Origin of the sequence: Bariatricus sp. SGI.154, from assembly GCF_050313795.1 — a bacterium.
Lineage (GTDB): Bacteria > Bacillota > Clostridia > Lachnospirales > Lachnospiraceae > CAMBRQ01.
This window is the reverse complement of sequence record NZ_JBNPMC010000014.1, coordinates 1-15388: the sequence shown is the minus strand read 5'-3', so window position 1 is coordinate 15388 and position 15388 is coordinate 1. Positions and strand designations below refer to the sequence as shown.

Genomic DNA, 15388 nt, shown 5'->3' with positions numbered 1-15388 from the left:
TGCAACAGAAGGAGGAACGAATGAATATATTATTTATATCCCTTGGATGTGATAAGAATCTGGTAGATTCGGAAGTCATGCTGGGGCTATTAGATGCAAAAGGCTATCAGATCGTGGATGATGAGACGATGGCAGATGTAATTGTAGTGAATACCTGCTGCTTCATCCATGATGCGAAGGAGGAGAGCATTCAGACCATACTGGAGATGGCAGAGTATAAGACGGACGGAAGATTGAAAGCGTTGATCGTAACCGGCTGCCTCGCCCAGAGATATCAGCAGGAGATATTGGATGAGATTCCGGAAGTGGACGCTGTCCTGGGAACGACATCTTATGATAAGATTGTTCAGGCTGTAGAAGAGGCTTTGGCGGGAAATGGACATGTAGAACTGGCAGATATCGATGAACTTCCGCTTGTGGATTCGAAGCGGTTAGTCACGACTGGCGGGCATTATGCGTATCTGAAGATTGCAGAAGGATGCGACAAGCATTGTACGTATTGCATTATTCCTAAGATACGAGGCAATTATCGAAGCGTGCCTATGGGACGACTGGTGAAAGAAGCGGAAGAACTGGCGGAGCAAGGTGTTAAGGAATTGATTCTGGTTGCACAGGAGACAACACTGTATGGAAAGGATCTCTACGGCGAGAAATCTCTTCATAAACTGTTAAGGGAGTTATGCAAGATTAGCGGAATCCGCTGGATTCGAATTCTCTACTGTTACCCTGAGGAGATTGATGATTCCTTGATTCAAGTGATGAAAGAGGAGTCAAAGATCTGCAATTATCTGGATCTTCCGATTCAGCATGCGAATGATGAGATTTTGAAGCGGATGGGAAGACGGACATCAAAACAACAGTTGATAGAGATTATTGGACGGCTTCGTGAGGAGATACCGGATATTACACTTCGTACAACATTGATCACAGGTTTCCCGGGAGAGACAAAGGAGCAGCATGAGGAACTGATGGAATTCGTTGATGAGATGGAATTCGACCGGCTAGGAGTATTTACTTATTCACCGGAAGAAGATACGCCGGCTGCCGCGATGCCGGAGCAGATACCGGAGGAAGTAAAAGAAGACCGTCAGGCAGAACTGATGGAATTACAGCAGGAAATTGTATTTGATCAGGCAGAGTCTATGATTGGCAGGGAAGTGCTGGTGATGATTGAAGGAAAAGTTGCTGATGAGAATGCATATGTAGGCAGAACCTATAAGGATGCGCCGAATGTGGATGGTCTGATTTTCATTAATACAGAAGAAGAACTGATGTCAGGGGATTTCGCGAAAGTGAAAGTGACCGGAGCATTAGAATATGATTTGATAGGAGAGTTGATGTAATGAATTTACCAAATAAGTTAACAGTATTAAGAGTGATTATGGTGCCGTTTTTTGTATTTTTTATGTTGACAGATGTGGGTGGTGCTGCAAATAAATGGATTGCGCTGGTGATCTTCTGTGTGGCAAGCCTTACTGATATGCTCGATGGAAAGATTGCGCGTGCAAGGAATTTGGTGACGAATTTCGGAAAGTTTATGGATCCGCTGGCGGATAAACTGCTGGTATGTTCTGCTATGATCTGTATGATTCCTTCCGGAAAACTGAAAGCATGGTTCGTTATCGTAATTATTGCGAGAGAATTTATTATCAGTGGATTTCGTCTGGTGGCTTCTGATAACGGAATCGTCATTGCAGCAAGTTACTGGGGCAAGTTCAAGACTGTATCCCAGATGGCTATGATTATTGTGCTGATTGCTGATTTCGGCGGCGTATTTGATATGATTGGAACAGTCTTAATCTGGGTATCCTTAATATTGACTGTCGTATCTTTGATTGATTATGTGGCAAAGAACGTGCAGGTATTAACACAGGGAGGCATGTAATAGATGACGGTAGAATTCATATCTGTAGGAACGGAGATTCTGTTGGGCAATATCGTGAATACCAATGCTGCGTATTTATCTGAGAAATGTGCTCTGCTTGGATTGTCTTGTTTTCATCAGAGCGTAGTGGGGGATAATGAGGAGCGGATGGAGGACGCGATCCGTCTGGCACTTTCAAGGTCGGATATTGTAATCTTAAGCGGAGGGCTTGGACCCACGAAGGATGATCTGACGAAAGAAGTTACGGCGAAAGTATTCGGCAGAGAATTGTATGAGGATGCACATACGAAAGAGCGGATTCAGGAGTATTTCCGCCGGGTTCACAGCAACCAGGTAACTGCGAATAACTGGAAACAGGCATTGGTTCCGGAAGGTGCGAAGGTGATTGATAATCATAATGGAACGGCACCTGGATTGATCTTGGAGGAGAATGGGAAGATTGCAATCTTGCTTCCCGGACCGCCCAATGAGATCAAGCCGATGTTCGAGCGGGATATTGCACCGTATCTGAATCGGCTGCAGCCGGAGGGCATCTATTCCAAGATGGCGAAGATCTGTTCCATCGGAGAGAGTAAGGCGGAGACTATGATCGCGGATCTGATGGACGCGCAGACGAATCCGACGATTGCGCCGTATGCGAAGACGGGCGAGGTACACTTACGCGTAACTGCGAAGGCAGAGAATGAAGAAGTGGCAGAACGCCTGATTGAACCGGTGATGGAGGAACTTTTCAGGCGATTTGGCGATAAGATCTATACAACAGAGGAGAATGTGACTTTGGAGGAGGCAATCGTGCATCTTCTGGAGGAGAAGAAATTGACGGTGACCACAGCAGAATCCTGTACAGGAGGATTGCTGGCAGGAAGGATTATGAATGTTCCGGGGGCATCTGGCGTATATCAGGAAGGCTATATTACGTATTCCAACGAGGCAAAAGAACATCTCCTTCATGTGAAACATGAGACGCTTAAGCAGTATGGTGCGGTTAGTCCGCAGACTGCTTATGAGATGGCAGAAGGCGCAGCGAAAGCAGCAGGGGCAGATGCGGCTGTGGGTGTTACGGGAATTGCAGGACCTGGAGGCGGAACGAAGGAGAAGCCGGTGGGGCTTGTGTATGTGGGATGCTATGTGAAGGGATGTGTCCGTGTGGAAGAGTTCCATTTTACAGGCAATAGAGATAAGAACCGTGAGTATGCAGTCGCAAGAGCATTGACGCTTTTGCGGGAGGAACTGTTAAAGTATCAGGGATAAGTATAGGGATTAATAAGAAGCGGGAGGCTTAGGTATGGAAGTAAGATTGTTGCAGCAACATGAGGTATTGCCTGCCCTCCATCTGGTATGGGATGTATTTGTCACAGAGGTTGCGCCAGGCTATACGCCTGAAGGTGTGGCTGAGTTTCAGAAGTTCATTAAATACGAGAATATTCATCAGATGTGGCAGAGAGGAGACATCATCTTCTTTGGTGCGTATGATGATACAGAATTGTGTGGTACGCTGGCTTTCGGGCCAGATGGCCACATACTGCTGTTCTTTGTAAAAAAGCAATATCAGGGCAGAGGCATCGGGCGAATGCTGTTCCAGGCAGCATATAACGATTGTGCATTGCGGCTTCGGGTGAATAAATTGACCGTTAATTCGGCACCGGGAGCGGTAAATCATTATATACATATGGGAATGCGTCCTATTTCGGAGGAACAGGAGAAGAATGGCATACGTTATGTTCCTATGGAAATGTACGTGACCCAGGGACTGGTGACTCCGGTACAGCAGAAGTCAAAGACCCCGGTGATTATTGCAATTGTCATTGGTGTGATCCTGATGATTGCCTTGCTGGCTGGCGGGATATTGCTGGCGAAGAATGTCAGGCAGAGTATTCGGCAGCGGCAGGAATATATGGAACCATTTGAGGAGCATAGAGATGGCTCGGGAGATGATGGCGATTGGGATTCGGATGATAATAAAGAAGAGTTAAGTGGAATTCAGGCAATCCCGGAAAGCATTGCAGAGGATCTGTCTTATGAGATTGAGGAAGAGACATATTCATTCTCGGATAAGGAGAAAAAGTCGGCTGTGATTGAATTCCATGTCATGTACCCAAAGATTACCGGTTTGGCAGATGAAAAGACTGAAAAACAGGTGAATGAGACACTGAAGGAATATGCCATGAAGACAGTGGATGAGATCTATCAGAATCCTTCGGATGAGATCAAAGAAAGAGTTCTAAGAGAAGATCAGCCGGTACTTGTCGATGATGTGGAATATAAGGTGTGCTATGCGTCGGAAGATTTGCTCAGTGTTGTCTATGAAGACTACGGTTATCAGGGAGGCCGGAATTACTTTGCACAGCATCTTAGAACCTGTAATATCAGCCTGAAGGACGGGAAAATCTATGAAGTAAAGGATATCGTAGAGCTGAATGATGAATTCATAGATGAATGGCTGGATACGATGCAGGGAGAAGTCGGTAACGATGCATTCCTGGAAGAACTGACAAAAGAAGAGATGAAGAAGACGCTGGAAGGCGACAGCCTGGATGGAGTCTATGTTGTGAATTTCTTTTTAGATGCAGATGGGATTGAGATTGGATATGATCTTAACTATCCGGAAGATGATAATCATGATCTTGGATATGTGTGGGTGACAGCACCATTCAGTTATAATGAGATAGAAGAATTTAAAACAGACAAGTTTCCCTTATGAAAAATCATTGACGAATGTCGAATAATATGCGAAAATAATTACAAGTATGGTGTTAAACTTATAACAAGACCTACGATAGAAAAATCATGTATAGTTGAAAGGAGTTTTAAAATGATTTATTCACACGAAGTAGAAATGATGTGTCCGGTAGCTCAGGGTGCAAACCACGGACCAGCTCCGATTCCGGAAGAAGCAAAATGGGTACAGGCTAAAGAAGTAAAGGATATTTCTGGTTTTACACATGGTATTGGCTGGTGTGCTCCACAGCAGGGTGCATGTAAGCTGACTCTGAATGTAAAAGACGGAATTATCCAGGAAGCATTAGTTGAGACAATCGGATGCTCAGGAATGACTCATTCTGCTGCTATGGCATCTGAGATTCTTCCAGGAAAAACTATCTTAGAAGCATTGAATACAGACCTTGTCTGTGATGCAATCAACACAGCAATGAGAGAACTGTTCTTACAGATTGTATATGGTAGAACACAGAGTGCATTCTCTGAAGACGGACTTGCAATCGGTGCCGGTCTGGAAGACCTTGGAAAGGGACTTCGTTCTCAGGTTGGTACAATGTACGGAACATTAGCAAAGGGTCCTCGTTACCTTGAGATGGCTGAAGGTTATGTAACCGGTATTGCTCTGGATGATAATGGCGAGATTATCGGATATCAGTTCGTAAGCCTTGGAAAATTCACTGACTTCATCAAAGCAGGTGATACACCAAACGATGCTTGGGAGAAAGCAAAAGGACAGTACGGACGCGTTGCAGACGCAGCAAAGATTATCGATCCAAGAAAAGAATAGCCGGAATAAGCGGACTGAGATGGATGTTGCAGGCGGACGATTCATGCTTGCATGGAGATCGGCAGGCTGTAACAGACAGTGAAGGCGCAACGCGCCGACGTGAACGAAGTTCATGTCGTGTCCGCAAGTGAATATGATACATAGTTTAGGTAAATAAATCAGGAGGACAAGTAAATGGCTTTATTTGAATCATATGAAAGAAGAATTGATAAAATCAATGAAGTATTAGGAAGTTACGGCATTGCTTCTATCGAAGAAGCAGAGAAGATTACAAAGGATGCCGGACTTGATGTATACAATCAGGTAAAAGGAATTCAGCCAATCTGTTTTGAGAATGCATGCTGGGCATACACAGTAGGTGCAGCAATTGCAATCAAGAAAGGCTGTAAGACAGCAGCTGAAGCTGCAGCAGCAATCGGTGAAGGGCTTCAGGCTTTCTGTATCCCAGGTTCTGTAGCAGATCAGCGTAAAGTAGGTCTTGGACATGGTAACTTAGGAAAGATGCTTCTGGAAGAAGATACAGACTGCTTCGCATTCCTTGCAGGTCATGAGTCATTCGCAGCGGCAGAAGGTGCGATCGGTATCGCAGAGAAGGCTAACAAAGTTCGTAAGAAACCACTTCGTGTTATCCTGAACGGACTTGGAAAAGATGCTGCAAAGATCATTTCCAGAATTAATGGTTTCACATATGTACAGACAGAATATGATTACTTCACAGGCGAGTTAAAAGAAGTTCAGAGAATCGCTTACTCTGATGGACTTCGTTCTAAAGTTAACTGCTATGGTGCTAATGATGTACGTGAAGGTGTTGCTATCATGCACAAAGAAGGCGTAGACGTATCTATCACAGGTAACTCTACAAACCCGACACGTTTCCAGCACCCAGTTGCAGGTACATACAAGAAAGAGTGTGTTGAGCAGGGCAAGAAGTACTTCTCAGTGGCATCAGGCGGTGGTACAGGACGTACACTTCACCCAGACAACATGGCTGCAGGTCCAGCTTCTTATGGTATGACAGATACATTAGGACGTATGCACTCTGATGCTCAGTTTGCAGGTTCTTCTTCTGTACCGGCTCACGTTGAGATGATGGGTCTGATCGGTGCAGGTAACAACCCGATGGTTGGTATGACTGTTGCAGTTGCAGTTTCCGTAGAGGAAGCAGCAAAGGCTGGCAAGTTCTAATATATAGCGTATTTCAACTTTTAGAAGTAAGTGGGAGTGGTTGATTACATGCAAATGTAAACCACTCCTATTTTAATTGTAGGTAGGTGGGAGACATGTTTCACATTCTGTTAGCAGAAGATGACAGGGAATTGCGCAGACTCTATCGATCAGTCTTGGTAAAGCACGGCTACAATGTTGCTGAAGCAGATAATGGCAGGCAGGCGCTTCTGGTTCTGGAGGAAGAACATATAGACATGCTGATCTGCGACGCCATGATGCCGGAGATCGATGGATATGAACTGGCAAAGAGTGTAAGAGAATTTAACAAAATGATTCCGATTATGATGGTAACGGTGCTGGGGGATTATCAATATAAGGAAAAAGGATTCGGAATTGGTATTGACGATTATCTTGTCAAGCCGATTGATGTCAATGAGATGATCCTGAGGGTAAAAGCATTGCTTCGAAGATCGCAGAATATCAGTGAGAAAAAGATTATTACAGGCAGCACGGTACTGGAGTATGAACAGTTGAAAGTGATGGTAGGGGATGTGGAGCATATTCTTCCTCAGAAAGAATTTTACCTGTTCTATAAGTTGATGTCATATCCGAATCATATTTTTACAAGATTTCAACTGATGGATGAGATATGGGGAATTAACTCTGAGAGCAATCCGCATACATTAGAGGTACATATTGCGAAGTTGAGAGAACGGTTTAAGGAGAATCAGGATTTTAAGATTATAACAATTCGTGGATTGGGGTATAAAGTTGAGACAAGAGAAGAATAGAACAGAACGCAAGGTCAAGATGTTACATATCTTTATTATATTTGGAACGATTGCGGAACTGCTGGTGACTTTGGTTGTTTTTGCGCTTTACTATATTATCAGTTTGTTTGATATTAATTTTGACGCTTTGTATCTGTCTGCAACTTCGTTCATATTTCTTATTATTACCATAATCGGTATTTTTTTGAGTGCCAGACTTGGTAAAAAGATACTGAAGCCTGTAATGAGTATTAAGAATGCGACGAAGGCGGTGACGGAAGGGGATTATAAGACACAGCTTCCGGAGACCAGCGGGATTGCGGAGATCAGTGAGATCACCCATAGTTTTAATATGATGGTGAGGGAACTTGGGAATACAGAGATGCTTAGAGAAGACTTTATTGCTAACGTATCTCATGAATTCAAGACGCCGCTTACTGCGATAGAAGGATACGCAACTTTGATGCAGGGGCAGATTACAGAGGAGGAGAAGGCAGAGTATATCCAGTCTATCCTGTACAACACAAGGCGTCTTTCTTCTCTGACCGGAAGCATCTTGATGCTTTCCAGGCTTCAGAATCAGGAGATAATGGGACAGAAGGAGAAGTTCCGGCTGGATGAGCAAATCTGCAATGTGATGGTAGAGTTTGAAAGTGCGTGGGAAGAAAAAGAACTGGAAGTGAATCTGGAACTGGAAGAAGTAACCTGTTATGGCTATAAGGAATTGCTGCCGCATCTTTGGAGTAATCTGATCCAGAATGCGATCAAGTTCTCGCGAGAGGGCGGAGAACTTAAGATTACCTGCCGTTATGTCAGGGAAGGAATTGCAGTGCAGGTAATTGATAACGGAATAGGTATGGATGAAGAGGTTAAGAAGCATATCTATGACAAGTTCTATCAGGCAGATGCGTCACATGGGACAGAAGGCAATGGATTGGGGCTGGCTCTGGTGAAAGGAATACTGGAATTAAGCAAAGGAAGTATTGATGTGGAGAGCAGTCCCGGGAAGGGCAGTTGCTTTACCGTGGTTTTGCCAGATGCATAGATCATAGGAGATGCATGGAAAGTTGAGGAAAAATTGAGGTTCACTTGAAAGTGGCTTGAGATACTTCGGGTATGATAGAAGAAAAGGAAATCCCGGAGGATGAATAGATGAAAAAGATAATAATTGTAGCAGAAAGTGGAAGTGATATACCGAAAGAGTACGTTGAGAGATATGGTCTTCATATTCTTCCAATGTATGTGAATTTTGAAGGAGAATCGCTGGAAGATGGATCATTTCCGGTAGAGAAGATATTCCGATATCATAAGGAAACCCGGAAACTGCCGTCTACAAGTGCTGTAAGCCCTGAAGCATATATGGAAATATTCCGGAAGATCCATGAGGAGAATCCACAGGCAGTTATCCTGCATCTGTGTTATTCAGCAGTTACTACGTGTACGTGGCAGAATGCACTTATTGCAAGTGAGGATATGGATTATGTCAGACATATAGATACCAAATCCGTATCGGCTGGACAGACGGCGATTATCCTGCGTACGGCAAAGTATTTGGAAGAGCATCCCCAGACAGGGATTGACGAGATCTGTCAGAAACTGGAGGAATGGATTAAGGATATACGGATGTATTTCTTCCCGGGAGATCTGGAGTATCTGAGAGCGGGAGGCAGAGTATCCAATGCCGCTTATCTGGGAGCAACATTGTTATCGATTAAGCCGCTGATTAAGATAGATAATGGATATCTGGTTGCAGGTAAAAAATACAGAGGCCCCATGGAAAAGGTTAGTAAGAAATTAGTGACAGACTCTTTGGGAAAAGGCGAATTAAGCACAGAAGAGATATACCTGATCTATTCTGAAGGTCTTTCGAATGAACTGCGCCATAGCCTTGAAGATATGGTACATAATCTGGGTGCAAAAAAAGTTATGTGGATCGGGACGGGAGGCGTGATTTCTACTCACAGTGGTTCTGGGGCATTCGGGATTGCAGGGTACAGAAATTGCTAAAAAATTCATTTTTTCTATTCCTTTTATAAAAGATATTTTATATAATAACTACTATGGGTGCAAAAAAGTTGTGCCTAAAAGTAGTGATTGAGGAGGAATAGGATATGATGGCACAAATATTAGCAGGAGTAATATTTGTTATAATGTTTGTCTTAATTGTATCTGAGAAGATTGAACGGCATATCGTATCATTGATGTGCGGGGGATTGATGATCGTGTTGGTTTTTGGAATCTGTATGCACAGTCCGGATGCAATTATGGAAACATTAAGTCTGAAGAGTTTCATGACGACTAACTTTTGGTATCAGGTAAATGAATCAGCGGAATCATCGACTGGAATTAATTGGGCAACGATTATTTTCATAGCAGGTATGATGTTGATGGTAGAAGGAATGGGACGTGCGGGATTCTTCCGCTGGCTTTGCCTTGGCATTGCGAAAGCAGTAAGATATCAGACCATACCGATTTTTATCACTTTCATGGTGATGTCATCCGTGTTGGCAATGTTTATTGACAGTATTACAGTTATTCTTTTTCTGGCCGCTGTGACAGTGGAATTATCAAGACTTCTGAAGTTCGATCCGGTGCCAATGATCATTGCGGAGATATTCTGCGCGAATTTGGGAGGATCGGCGACAATGTGCGGAGACCCGCCGAATATTATTATTGGAACATCCTTAGGATATTCTTTTGGTGATTTTATTACGAATACAGGAGTGATAGCAGGAGTTTCCCTTATCATTGTTATCGTATATTTTTACTTTTGCTTTCGCAATGATCTCAGGAAAAAGACACAGGATGGCGGAGAACTATATTATCCGAATCCGAAAGACGCGATTGAGAGTAAGAAGGATTTTGTCATCAGTTGTCTGATATTTGCATGTGCAATTATCATGCTGGTTACACACGCGCAGACAGGGCTTACTGTGGCGACCATTGGATTATTTATCGGGGTTGTTACATTACTCACGGCAGGAAGCGCGGCAATGACAATCATTAAGAAGGTGGATTACAAGACAATTCTGTTTTTTATCGGTCTTTTTGTGGTAGTGGGTGGTCTGGAAGAGACAAGAATCCTGGAATTGATTGCGGGTGCTATCTCGAAAGCAAGTGGAGATAATACGATGTTAATGATTGCGATTGTACTATGGGTGTCTGCGGTTGCCAGTGCATTTGTGGACAACATTCCATTTGCGGCTACGATGATTCCTGTAATCAGGACATTGGCACAGGCGCAGGGGCTGGATTTATCGGTGCTTGCATGGACGCTGGCGATGGGAACGGACATAGGTGGAAGTGCGACTCCGATTGGCGCATCTGCTAATGTAGTAGGAATCTCCGTAGCAGCAAGGGACGGACATATGATTGGCTGGGGAAAATATTGTAAATACGCAGCGCCGGCAACCATACTTGTGGTATTGATATCGATGGTCAGCATCTATGTCAGATATTTTTAAATACGAGGAGGGAATAATATGGAGAGGCAATTAATTATTTCTGTTGGGCGTGAGTTTGGCAGTGGCGGACACGTCATTGCGGAGGAACTTGCCAGAAGGTTTGAACTTCCGCTGTATGACAGTAATCTGTTGGAGAATGTCGCTTTGGAGAAGAATGTTGCGCATGAAGGTCTGCAAAAGTATGACGAGAAACCCAAAGTGAAACTGTTCTACAGAACCGTGCGCGGTCATTCTAATTCTCCTCACGAGCATGTTGCGAATATGCAGTTTGATTTTCTGAAAAGAGAGGCAGATGCCGGTAAATCTTTTGTAATCGTAGGACGCTGTGCTGAGACGGTATTGAAAGGAAATGCCGGGCTGATCTCAATCTTTGTATTGGGGGATAAGATGGCAAAGAGAGCGCGTATCATGGAGAAATATGGCATTACAGAAGATGAAGCCAGACGCATGATGGAAAAGGAGGACTTAAAGCGCAAATCTTATCACAACTCCCACTGTAAGGGAAAATGGGGAGATTCCCGGAATTACGATCTTTCAATCAATAGCAGCAGGCTGGGAATTGATAAGACCATAGATATGGTGGAATATTATATCAGAACGCGCATAGAGCATGAAGCGTAGGATATCAAAAGCGGATCACTCGTAATGAGCAGATCCGCTTTGTACATTCTTTTTTAGCATCATTTATTTATTGCACTTTAACACATTCTTATAGAAGGAGTCCATCTCTCTTTTGGTATCGAAGATTGCGATGTACATCTGGTTGCCCATTGCACCGGAAAGAACATCCGGAATACGTCCCATCATCTTCATGCCCTCACTGTATTTTTCCACGATTTGTTCATGGCTTAAGACGAAGTTCTTGCCATCCCGACGTCCTGCATATGCACAGTAAGCATGTTTGCCTTCCGGAAGAGTAGAGTGGTCGTAAGCGATCATATCAGCCCAGATTTTATAGACATTGGTGCTGTTAGCGTAATTCATCATATCTGGTGAGAATCCGCCACAAGGACGCATATTAACTTCCAAAGCCACTACATCACCTTTCTTGCCCATACCTTCATGGTCTTTCAGCAGGCGGAAGAACTCGAAGTGGACGAAACGGCTCTTAACACCGAAACTCTTCACGGTAGCACGTCCGGCCTTGCGCACATCTGCCGGCAGGTTCTTTACAATATGGTAGATAGAATTGTCTTCATTATTTACGATATCCATAATTGAATTCGGTGTAACATTACCGGTCTCAAACATAGGCTCGCCATTGGAGTCAATAATAGCATCGTAAGAATTCACTTCTGCATCAATGAATTCTTCCATAATGTACTGTGTGCCTTCCGTCTTTTCTTCAAAGAACTGTGCAAGCTGCTCATCGTTTTCAAGTTTGTATGTATGGGAGGCTCCAACACCGTTATCGGGTTTTACAATGACAGGATAATTCACGGTTTTGATAAAACTCTTGCAGTTGTCCGGAGTATCTACCAGATGATAGCGGGCCACCGGAATTCCAGCCTGGGTATAATATTCTTTCATTTTTGATTTGTACTTAATGCGTGGCATATCTGAGATCTGGAAACCAGTAGTGATGTGAAAATCAGTACGGAGACTGGCATCACGCTCTAACCAATATTCATTATTAGATTCCAGCCAGTCGATGCGGCCATGCTTGTATGTAAGGAATGCAACGGCACGATATACTTCATCGTAGTTTTCCAGACTATTTACCTTATAGTATTCATTCAGGCTGTCGCGGAGTTCCTGGCTCAGTTCATCATAAGGCTGGTCGCCAATTCCCAGGACATTCAGTCCGTTCTTCTTCAGTTCACTGCAAAATTGCCAATAGTTCGTTGGAAAATTCGGGGAAATAAAAATAAAATTCTTCATAATCTGTGCATACTCTCTTTCTCTTTTGCTTATTTGATAACTGTAATAATTAATGATAGGATCAAGTAGATCCTAACTTAGCAGATAAGGAACAAAATAGGTGACCTGTTTGTACCACCAGATCCAATCATGGTAACAATCCATTCCCCAATAGTCTACCCATGCATTGATTCCCTTGTTCTGTAAGATTGATTGTAAGTGTCTGGTAGAATCCGGAAGTTCCCAGGCTCCAAGACCTACACAGATAGCGGCTTTGCACTGGTTATACATCTCTATATAAGGATGGTCTGTCGGCATATTTGCAAGATAATGGACTGGTGAATTGTTGTAAACCAGATCATCCATATAGGAATCAAATCCATATTCTGCAGTATAGATGCCGCTTAATGCCAGCAGCCGGTCAAAAAGATCCGGACGGCGGAAATACAAGTTCGCTGCATGCGTTGCCCCAAGACTGCAGCCGAAAACAAGAATGCCAGGATAGCCGTCCCAGCCATTACACTCATTCGCCATCTGCTGCATGAATGGTACCATCTCGTCCGTAATATAACGAATCCAGTCTTCATAGCGGCAGATGCGCCATCTGGGATCTCCTTCTTTGTTAGACCAGGTCTCCTGATCGATCGTATCAATGGAAAATACCATCACCTCTCCTGAATCGATCCAGGGAGCCCAAGTGTCTGTCATGTTGAAATTCTCAAAATCAAAGAAGCGTCCATTCTGGCAAGGGATATAGAGTACCGGACGGCCTGCATGGCCATAGACTTTCCATTCCATATCTCTGTTAAGTGCCGGGCTGTATTGTTTGTAATATTGTATTTTCATAGACTTCCTCCATTAGTATTGGTAGAGCAGCGTGTGCATGAAAAATGAAATCTGTTTCTCCCAGCTGGCTTCGCTGTGATCGCCGCCTGGCACAATCCGGCAATCAAGCATTACGCGCCGCCTCAGAAGAAGAGATGCCACCTTCTCAAACTGCTGCCGCATATTTGAATGGAAATTCATTTCGCGGGAACCGTAGTCCATATAGACAACTGTGTCCGGGCGGATCTTTGCATGCTGGATCAGACGTGTGATTTTAATTGTGTCTACCCATAGGGAAGGTGACAGAGCAGCCGCCCGTGAGAAGATGTGATTATACTCCAGTACAGCGTAAAGACTCATAAGGCCTCCCATAGAACTGCCAGCGATATAAGTGTGTTCGCGGTCTGGCAATGTAAGAAAACGCTTATCAATCTCCTTTTTGAATGTATGGACTAGCCATTCCATCGTTGTCCTGCCGCGTCCGATCACCTTGCCAAATCGGGAATCCCTGAAACTATAGGGAGAATATTCCTCCAGGCGCCCATTGTTCGGGCTGTGGTTGCATTCTACAGCGGCAATAATCAGCGGAGTTTCGGTGTAATCCATATATTCTTTCATGCCCCAACTCTTGCCATAGGTAGCATGTGAATCAAAGAACACGTTGTGTCCGTCAAACATGTAAAGAACAGGATAACGTTTACTCGGATCATAGTCATAAGATTCCGGAAGGTAGACATAGGCTCTTCGGGTTTCTGTATCTGTCAATTCCGGAATTGTAATGTCCCATGTATATACCATAAGTACCTCCATTTTATGTATTATATTTTGGGTATAATACACCCATGATATCCAATTAAATAATATACCACACCAGGGTACAAATGGCAAGAAAAGGTTCGAAATGGCGCCTAAAATGGTTGATTTTTTATAAGAGCAAACCTATAATAAATGAATATGCAAAGAGGGAGCATACTGTAACTACTTAAAAGACATAGAATAAAGGGGTGTACATAATAATGAAAAGCGGGAAAAAGGGAAAGAATGTGGCAGCACTTGTCATAGCAGCAGTGCTGGCGGCAGCCGGTTATGTGAATTACGATGATATTATTGATATTCTTGAACTGGGTGAGAGTCCGACACAAGGGATCGCAGAGACGGTTGCAACAGGCGATATGCGGACAACGTTTTTGGATGTTGGTCAGGGAGATTGTACGATCATCCGGACGGAGGGGCGTAATATGGTGATTGATACCGGCAATAACGATCAGGGGGATTATGTTGTCAACTATCTAAAGGAGAATGGAATTACGGATCTGGATTATCTGATTCTTACGCATCCGGATGCTGACCATATTGGGGGCGCAGATAATGTCCTGGAGAATATTGACGTAGAGACAGTGATTATGCCGGATGTTGCGAATGATACGATGACTTATAAAGAAGTAATTGAAGATATTGATCGGTATCAGGTGGAAGTCGTATATCCCAATGTAGGAGATATCTTTACTTTGGGTGATGCCGAGTTTACCATTCTCTGTCCGGAAGAGGAGTTGGTCGACCAAAGTGATCTGAATGGTTCTTCTGTCGGAATCAAACTGGTGCATGGCAAGAATTCTTTCGTGATGTGCGGAGATGCCGAAGAGAAGTCTGAACTGGCTATGGTGAAACGTTTTGGCAGCGATCTGGAATGTGATGTGTTAAAATGCGGTCATCACGGAAGCAGTACGGCAACCTGTGACGAATTCCTTAAAGCCACGAACCCTACCTGGGCATTGATCAGTTGCGGACAGGATAATCAGTATGGGCATCCCCACCTGGAGGTTCTGGAAAAACTTAGGAATGATGATGTGCAGGTGTATCGGACGGATGAGATGGGGACGATAATAGCGGTAAGTGATGGGGAGAATATTAG

Annotated in this window: 15 protein-coding genes; 12 read left to right on the top strand and 3 right to left on the bottom strand. The window is 43.9% G+C overall.

All coding sequences use genetic code 11. The features are described 5' to 3' along the window. The first annotated feature begins 20 nt into the window (after positions 1–20). The 11 genes from rimO (at position 21) to ACQRBN_RS08175 (ending at position 11412) form a co-directional block, all read left to right on the top strand. Positions 21–1343, top strand: a complete 1323-nt coding sequence (rimO, locus tag ACQRBN_RS08225) for a 30S ribosomal protein S12 methylthiotransferase RimO (RefSeq protein WP_427738521.1) — start codon at positions 21–23, stop codon at positions 1341–1343. Beyond that, positions 1343–1885, top strand: coding sequence for a CDP-diacylglycerol--glycerol-3-phosphate 3-phosphatidyltransferase (gene pgsA / locus ACQRBN_RS08220; protein ID WP_427738520.1), 543 nt, complete (start codon positions 1343–1345; stop codon positions 1883–1885). Before rimO ends, pgsA begins: the two co-directional genes overlap by 1 nt. Before the next feature lie 3 nt (positions 1886–1888). Further along, complete coding sequence (locus ACQRBN_RS08215) at positions 1889–3136, top strand: competence/damage-inducible protein A (protein ID WP_427738519.1); 1248 nt, start codon at positions 1889–1891, stop codon at positions 3134–3136. A 34-nt stretch (positions 3137–3170) separates the two neighbouring features. After that, positions 3171–4586, top strand: a complete 1416-nt coding sequence (locus tag ACQRBN_RS08210; RefSeq protein ID WP_427738518.1) for a GNAT family N-acetyltransferase — start codon at positions 3171–3173, stop codon at positions 4584–4586. 111 nt (positions 4587–4697) lie between these two features. Continuing rightward, positions 4698–5390 (top strand): iron-sulfur cluster assembly scaffold protein, encoded by a 693-nt coding sequence (locus ACQRBN_RS08205; RefSeq protein WP_427738516.1) that lies wholly within the window; start codon positions 4698–4700, stop codon positions 5388–5390. Between the two features lie 174 nt (positions 5391–5564). Further along, complete coding sequence (locus tag ACQRBN_RS08200) at positions 5565–6575, top strand: GGGtGRT protein (protein ID WP_427738515.1); 1011 nt, start codon at positions 5565–5567, stop codon at positions 6573–6575. Positions 6576–6670: 95 nt separating this feature from the next. Beyond that, positions 6671–7348 carry a response regulator transcription factor gene (locus tag ACQRBN_RS08195; protein ID WP_427738514.1) on the top strand — a complete coding sequence of 226 codons (678 nt, stop codon included), beginning with the start codon at positions 6671–6673 and terminating at the stop codon, positions 7346–7348. Further along, positions 7329–8372, top strand: a complete 1044-nt coding sequence (locus ACQRBN_RS08190) for a HAMP domain-containing sensor histidine kinase (RefSeq protein WP_427738513.1) — start codon at positions 7329–7331, stop codon at positions 8370–8372. The genes ACQRBN_RS08195 and ACQRBN_RS08190 overlap by 20 nt, the downstream gene beginning before the upstream one ends. Before the next feature lie 107 nt (positions 8373–8479). Then, on the top strand, positions 8480–9334 hold the full coding sequence (locus ACQRBN_RS08185; protein ID WP_427738512.1) for a DegV family protein: 855 nt from the start codon (positions 8480–8482) through the stop codon (positions 9332–9334). A gap of 104 nt (positions 9335–9438) precedes the next feature. Further along, positions 9439–10791 (top strand): SLC13 family permease, encoded by a 1353-nt coding sequence (locus tag ACQRBN_RS08180; protein ID WP_427738511.1) that lies wholly within the window; start codon positions 9439–9441, stop codon positions 10789–10791. Between the two features lie 18 nt (positions 10792–10809). After that, positions 10810–11412: an AAA family ATPase gene (locus tag ACQRBN_RS08175; protein WP_427738510.1), complete on the top strand. Its 603-nt coding sequence runs from the start codon at positions 10810–10812 to the stop codon at positions 11410–11412. A 63-nt stretch (positions 11413–11475) separates the two neighbouring features. Here the strand turns inward: ACQRBN_RS08175 and ACQRBN_RS08170 are convergent, their stop codons facing one another. The 3 genes from ACQRBN_RS08170 to ACQRBN_RS08160 form a co-directional block, all read right to left on the bottom strand. Beyond that, the gene (locus ACQRBN_RS08170; RefSeq protein ID WP_427738509.1) at positions 11476–12672 is read right to left on the bottom strand and encodes an ATP-grasp domain-containing protein; all 1197 of its coding nucleotides are present in this window, start codon (positions 12670–12672) and stop codon (positions 11476–11478) included. A gap of 72 nt (positions 12673–12744) precedes the next feature. Further along, the gene (locus tag ACQRBN_RS08165) at positions 12745–13497 is read right to left on the bottom strand and encodes an esterase family protein (protein ID WP_427738508.1); all 753 of its coding nucleotides are present in this window, start codon (positions 13495–13497) and stop codon (positions 12745–12747) included. A 12-nt stretch (positions 13498–13509) separates the two neighbouring features. Beyond that, positions 13510–14274, bottom strand: a complete 765-nt coding sequence (locus ACQRBN_RS08160; RefSeq protein WP_427738507.1) for an alpha/beta hydrolase — start codon at positions 14272–14274, stop codon at positions 13510–13512. A gap of 218 nt (positions 14275–14492) precedes the next feature. On the opposite strand from ACQRBN_RS08160, the gene ACQRBN_RS08155 reads away from it, so the two are divergent. Continuing rightward, the coding region (locus ACQRBN_RS08155) for a ComEC/Rec2 family competence protein (protein ID WP_427738506.1) at positions 14493–15388 on the top strand (896 nt) is incomplete at its 3' end.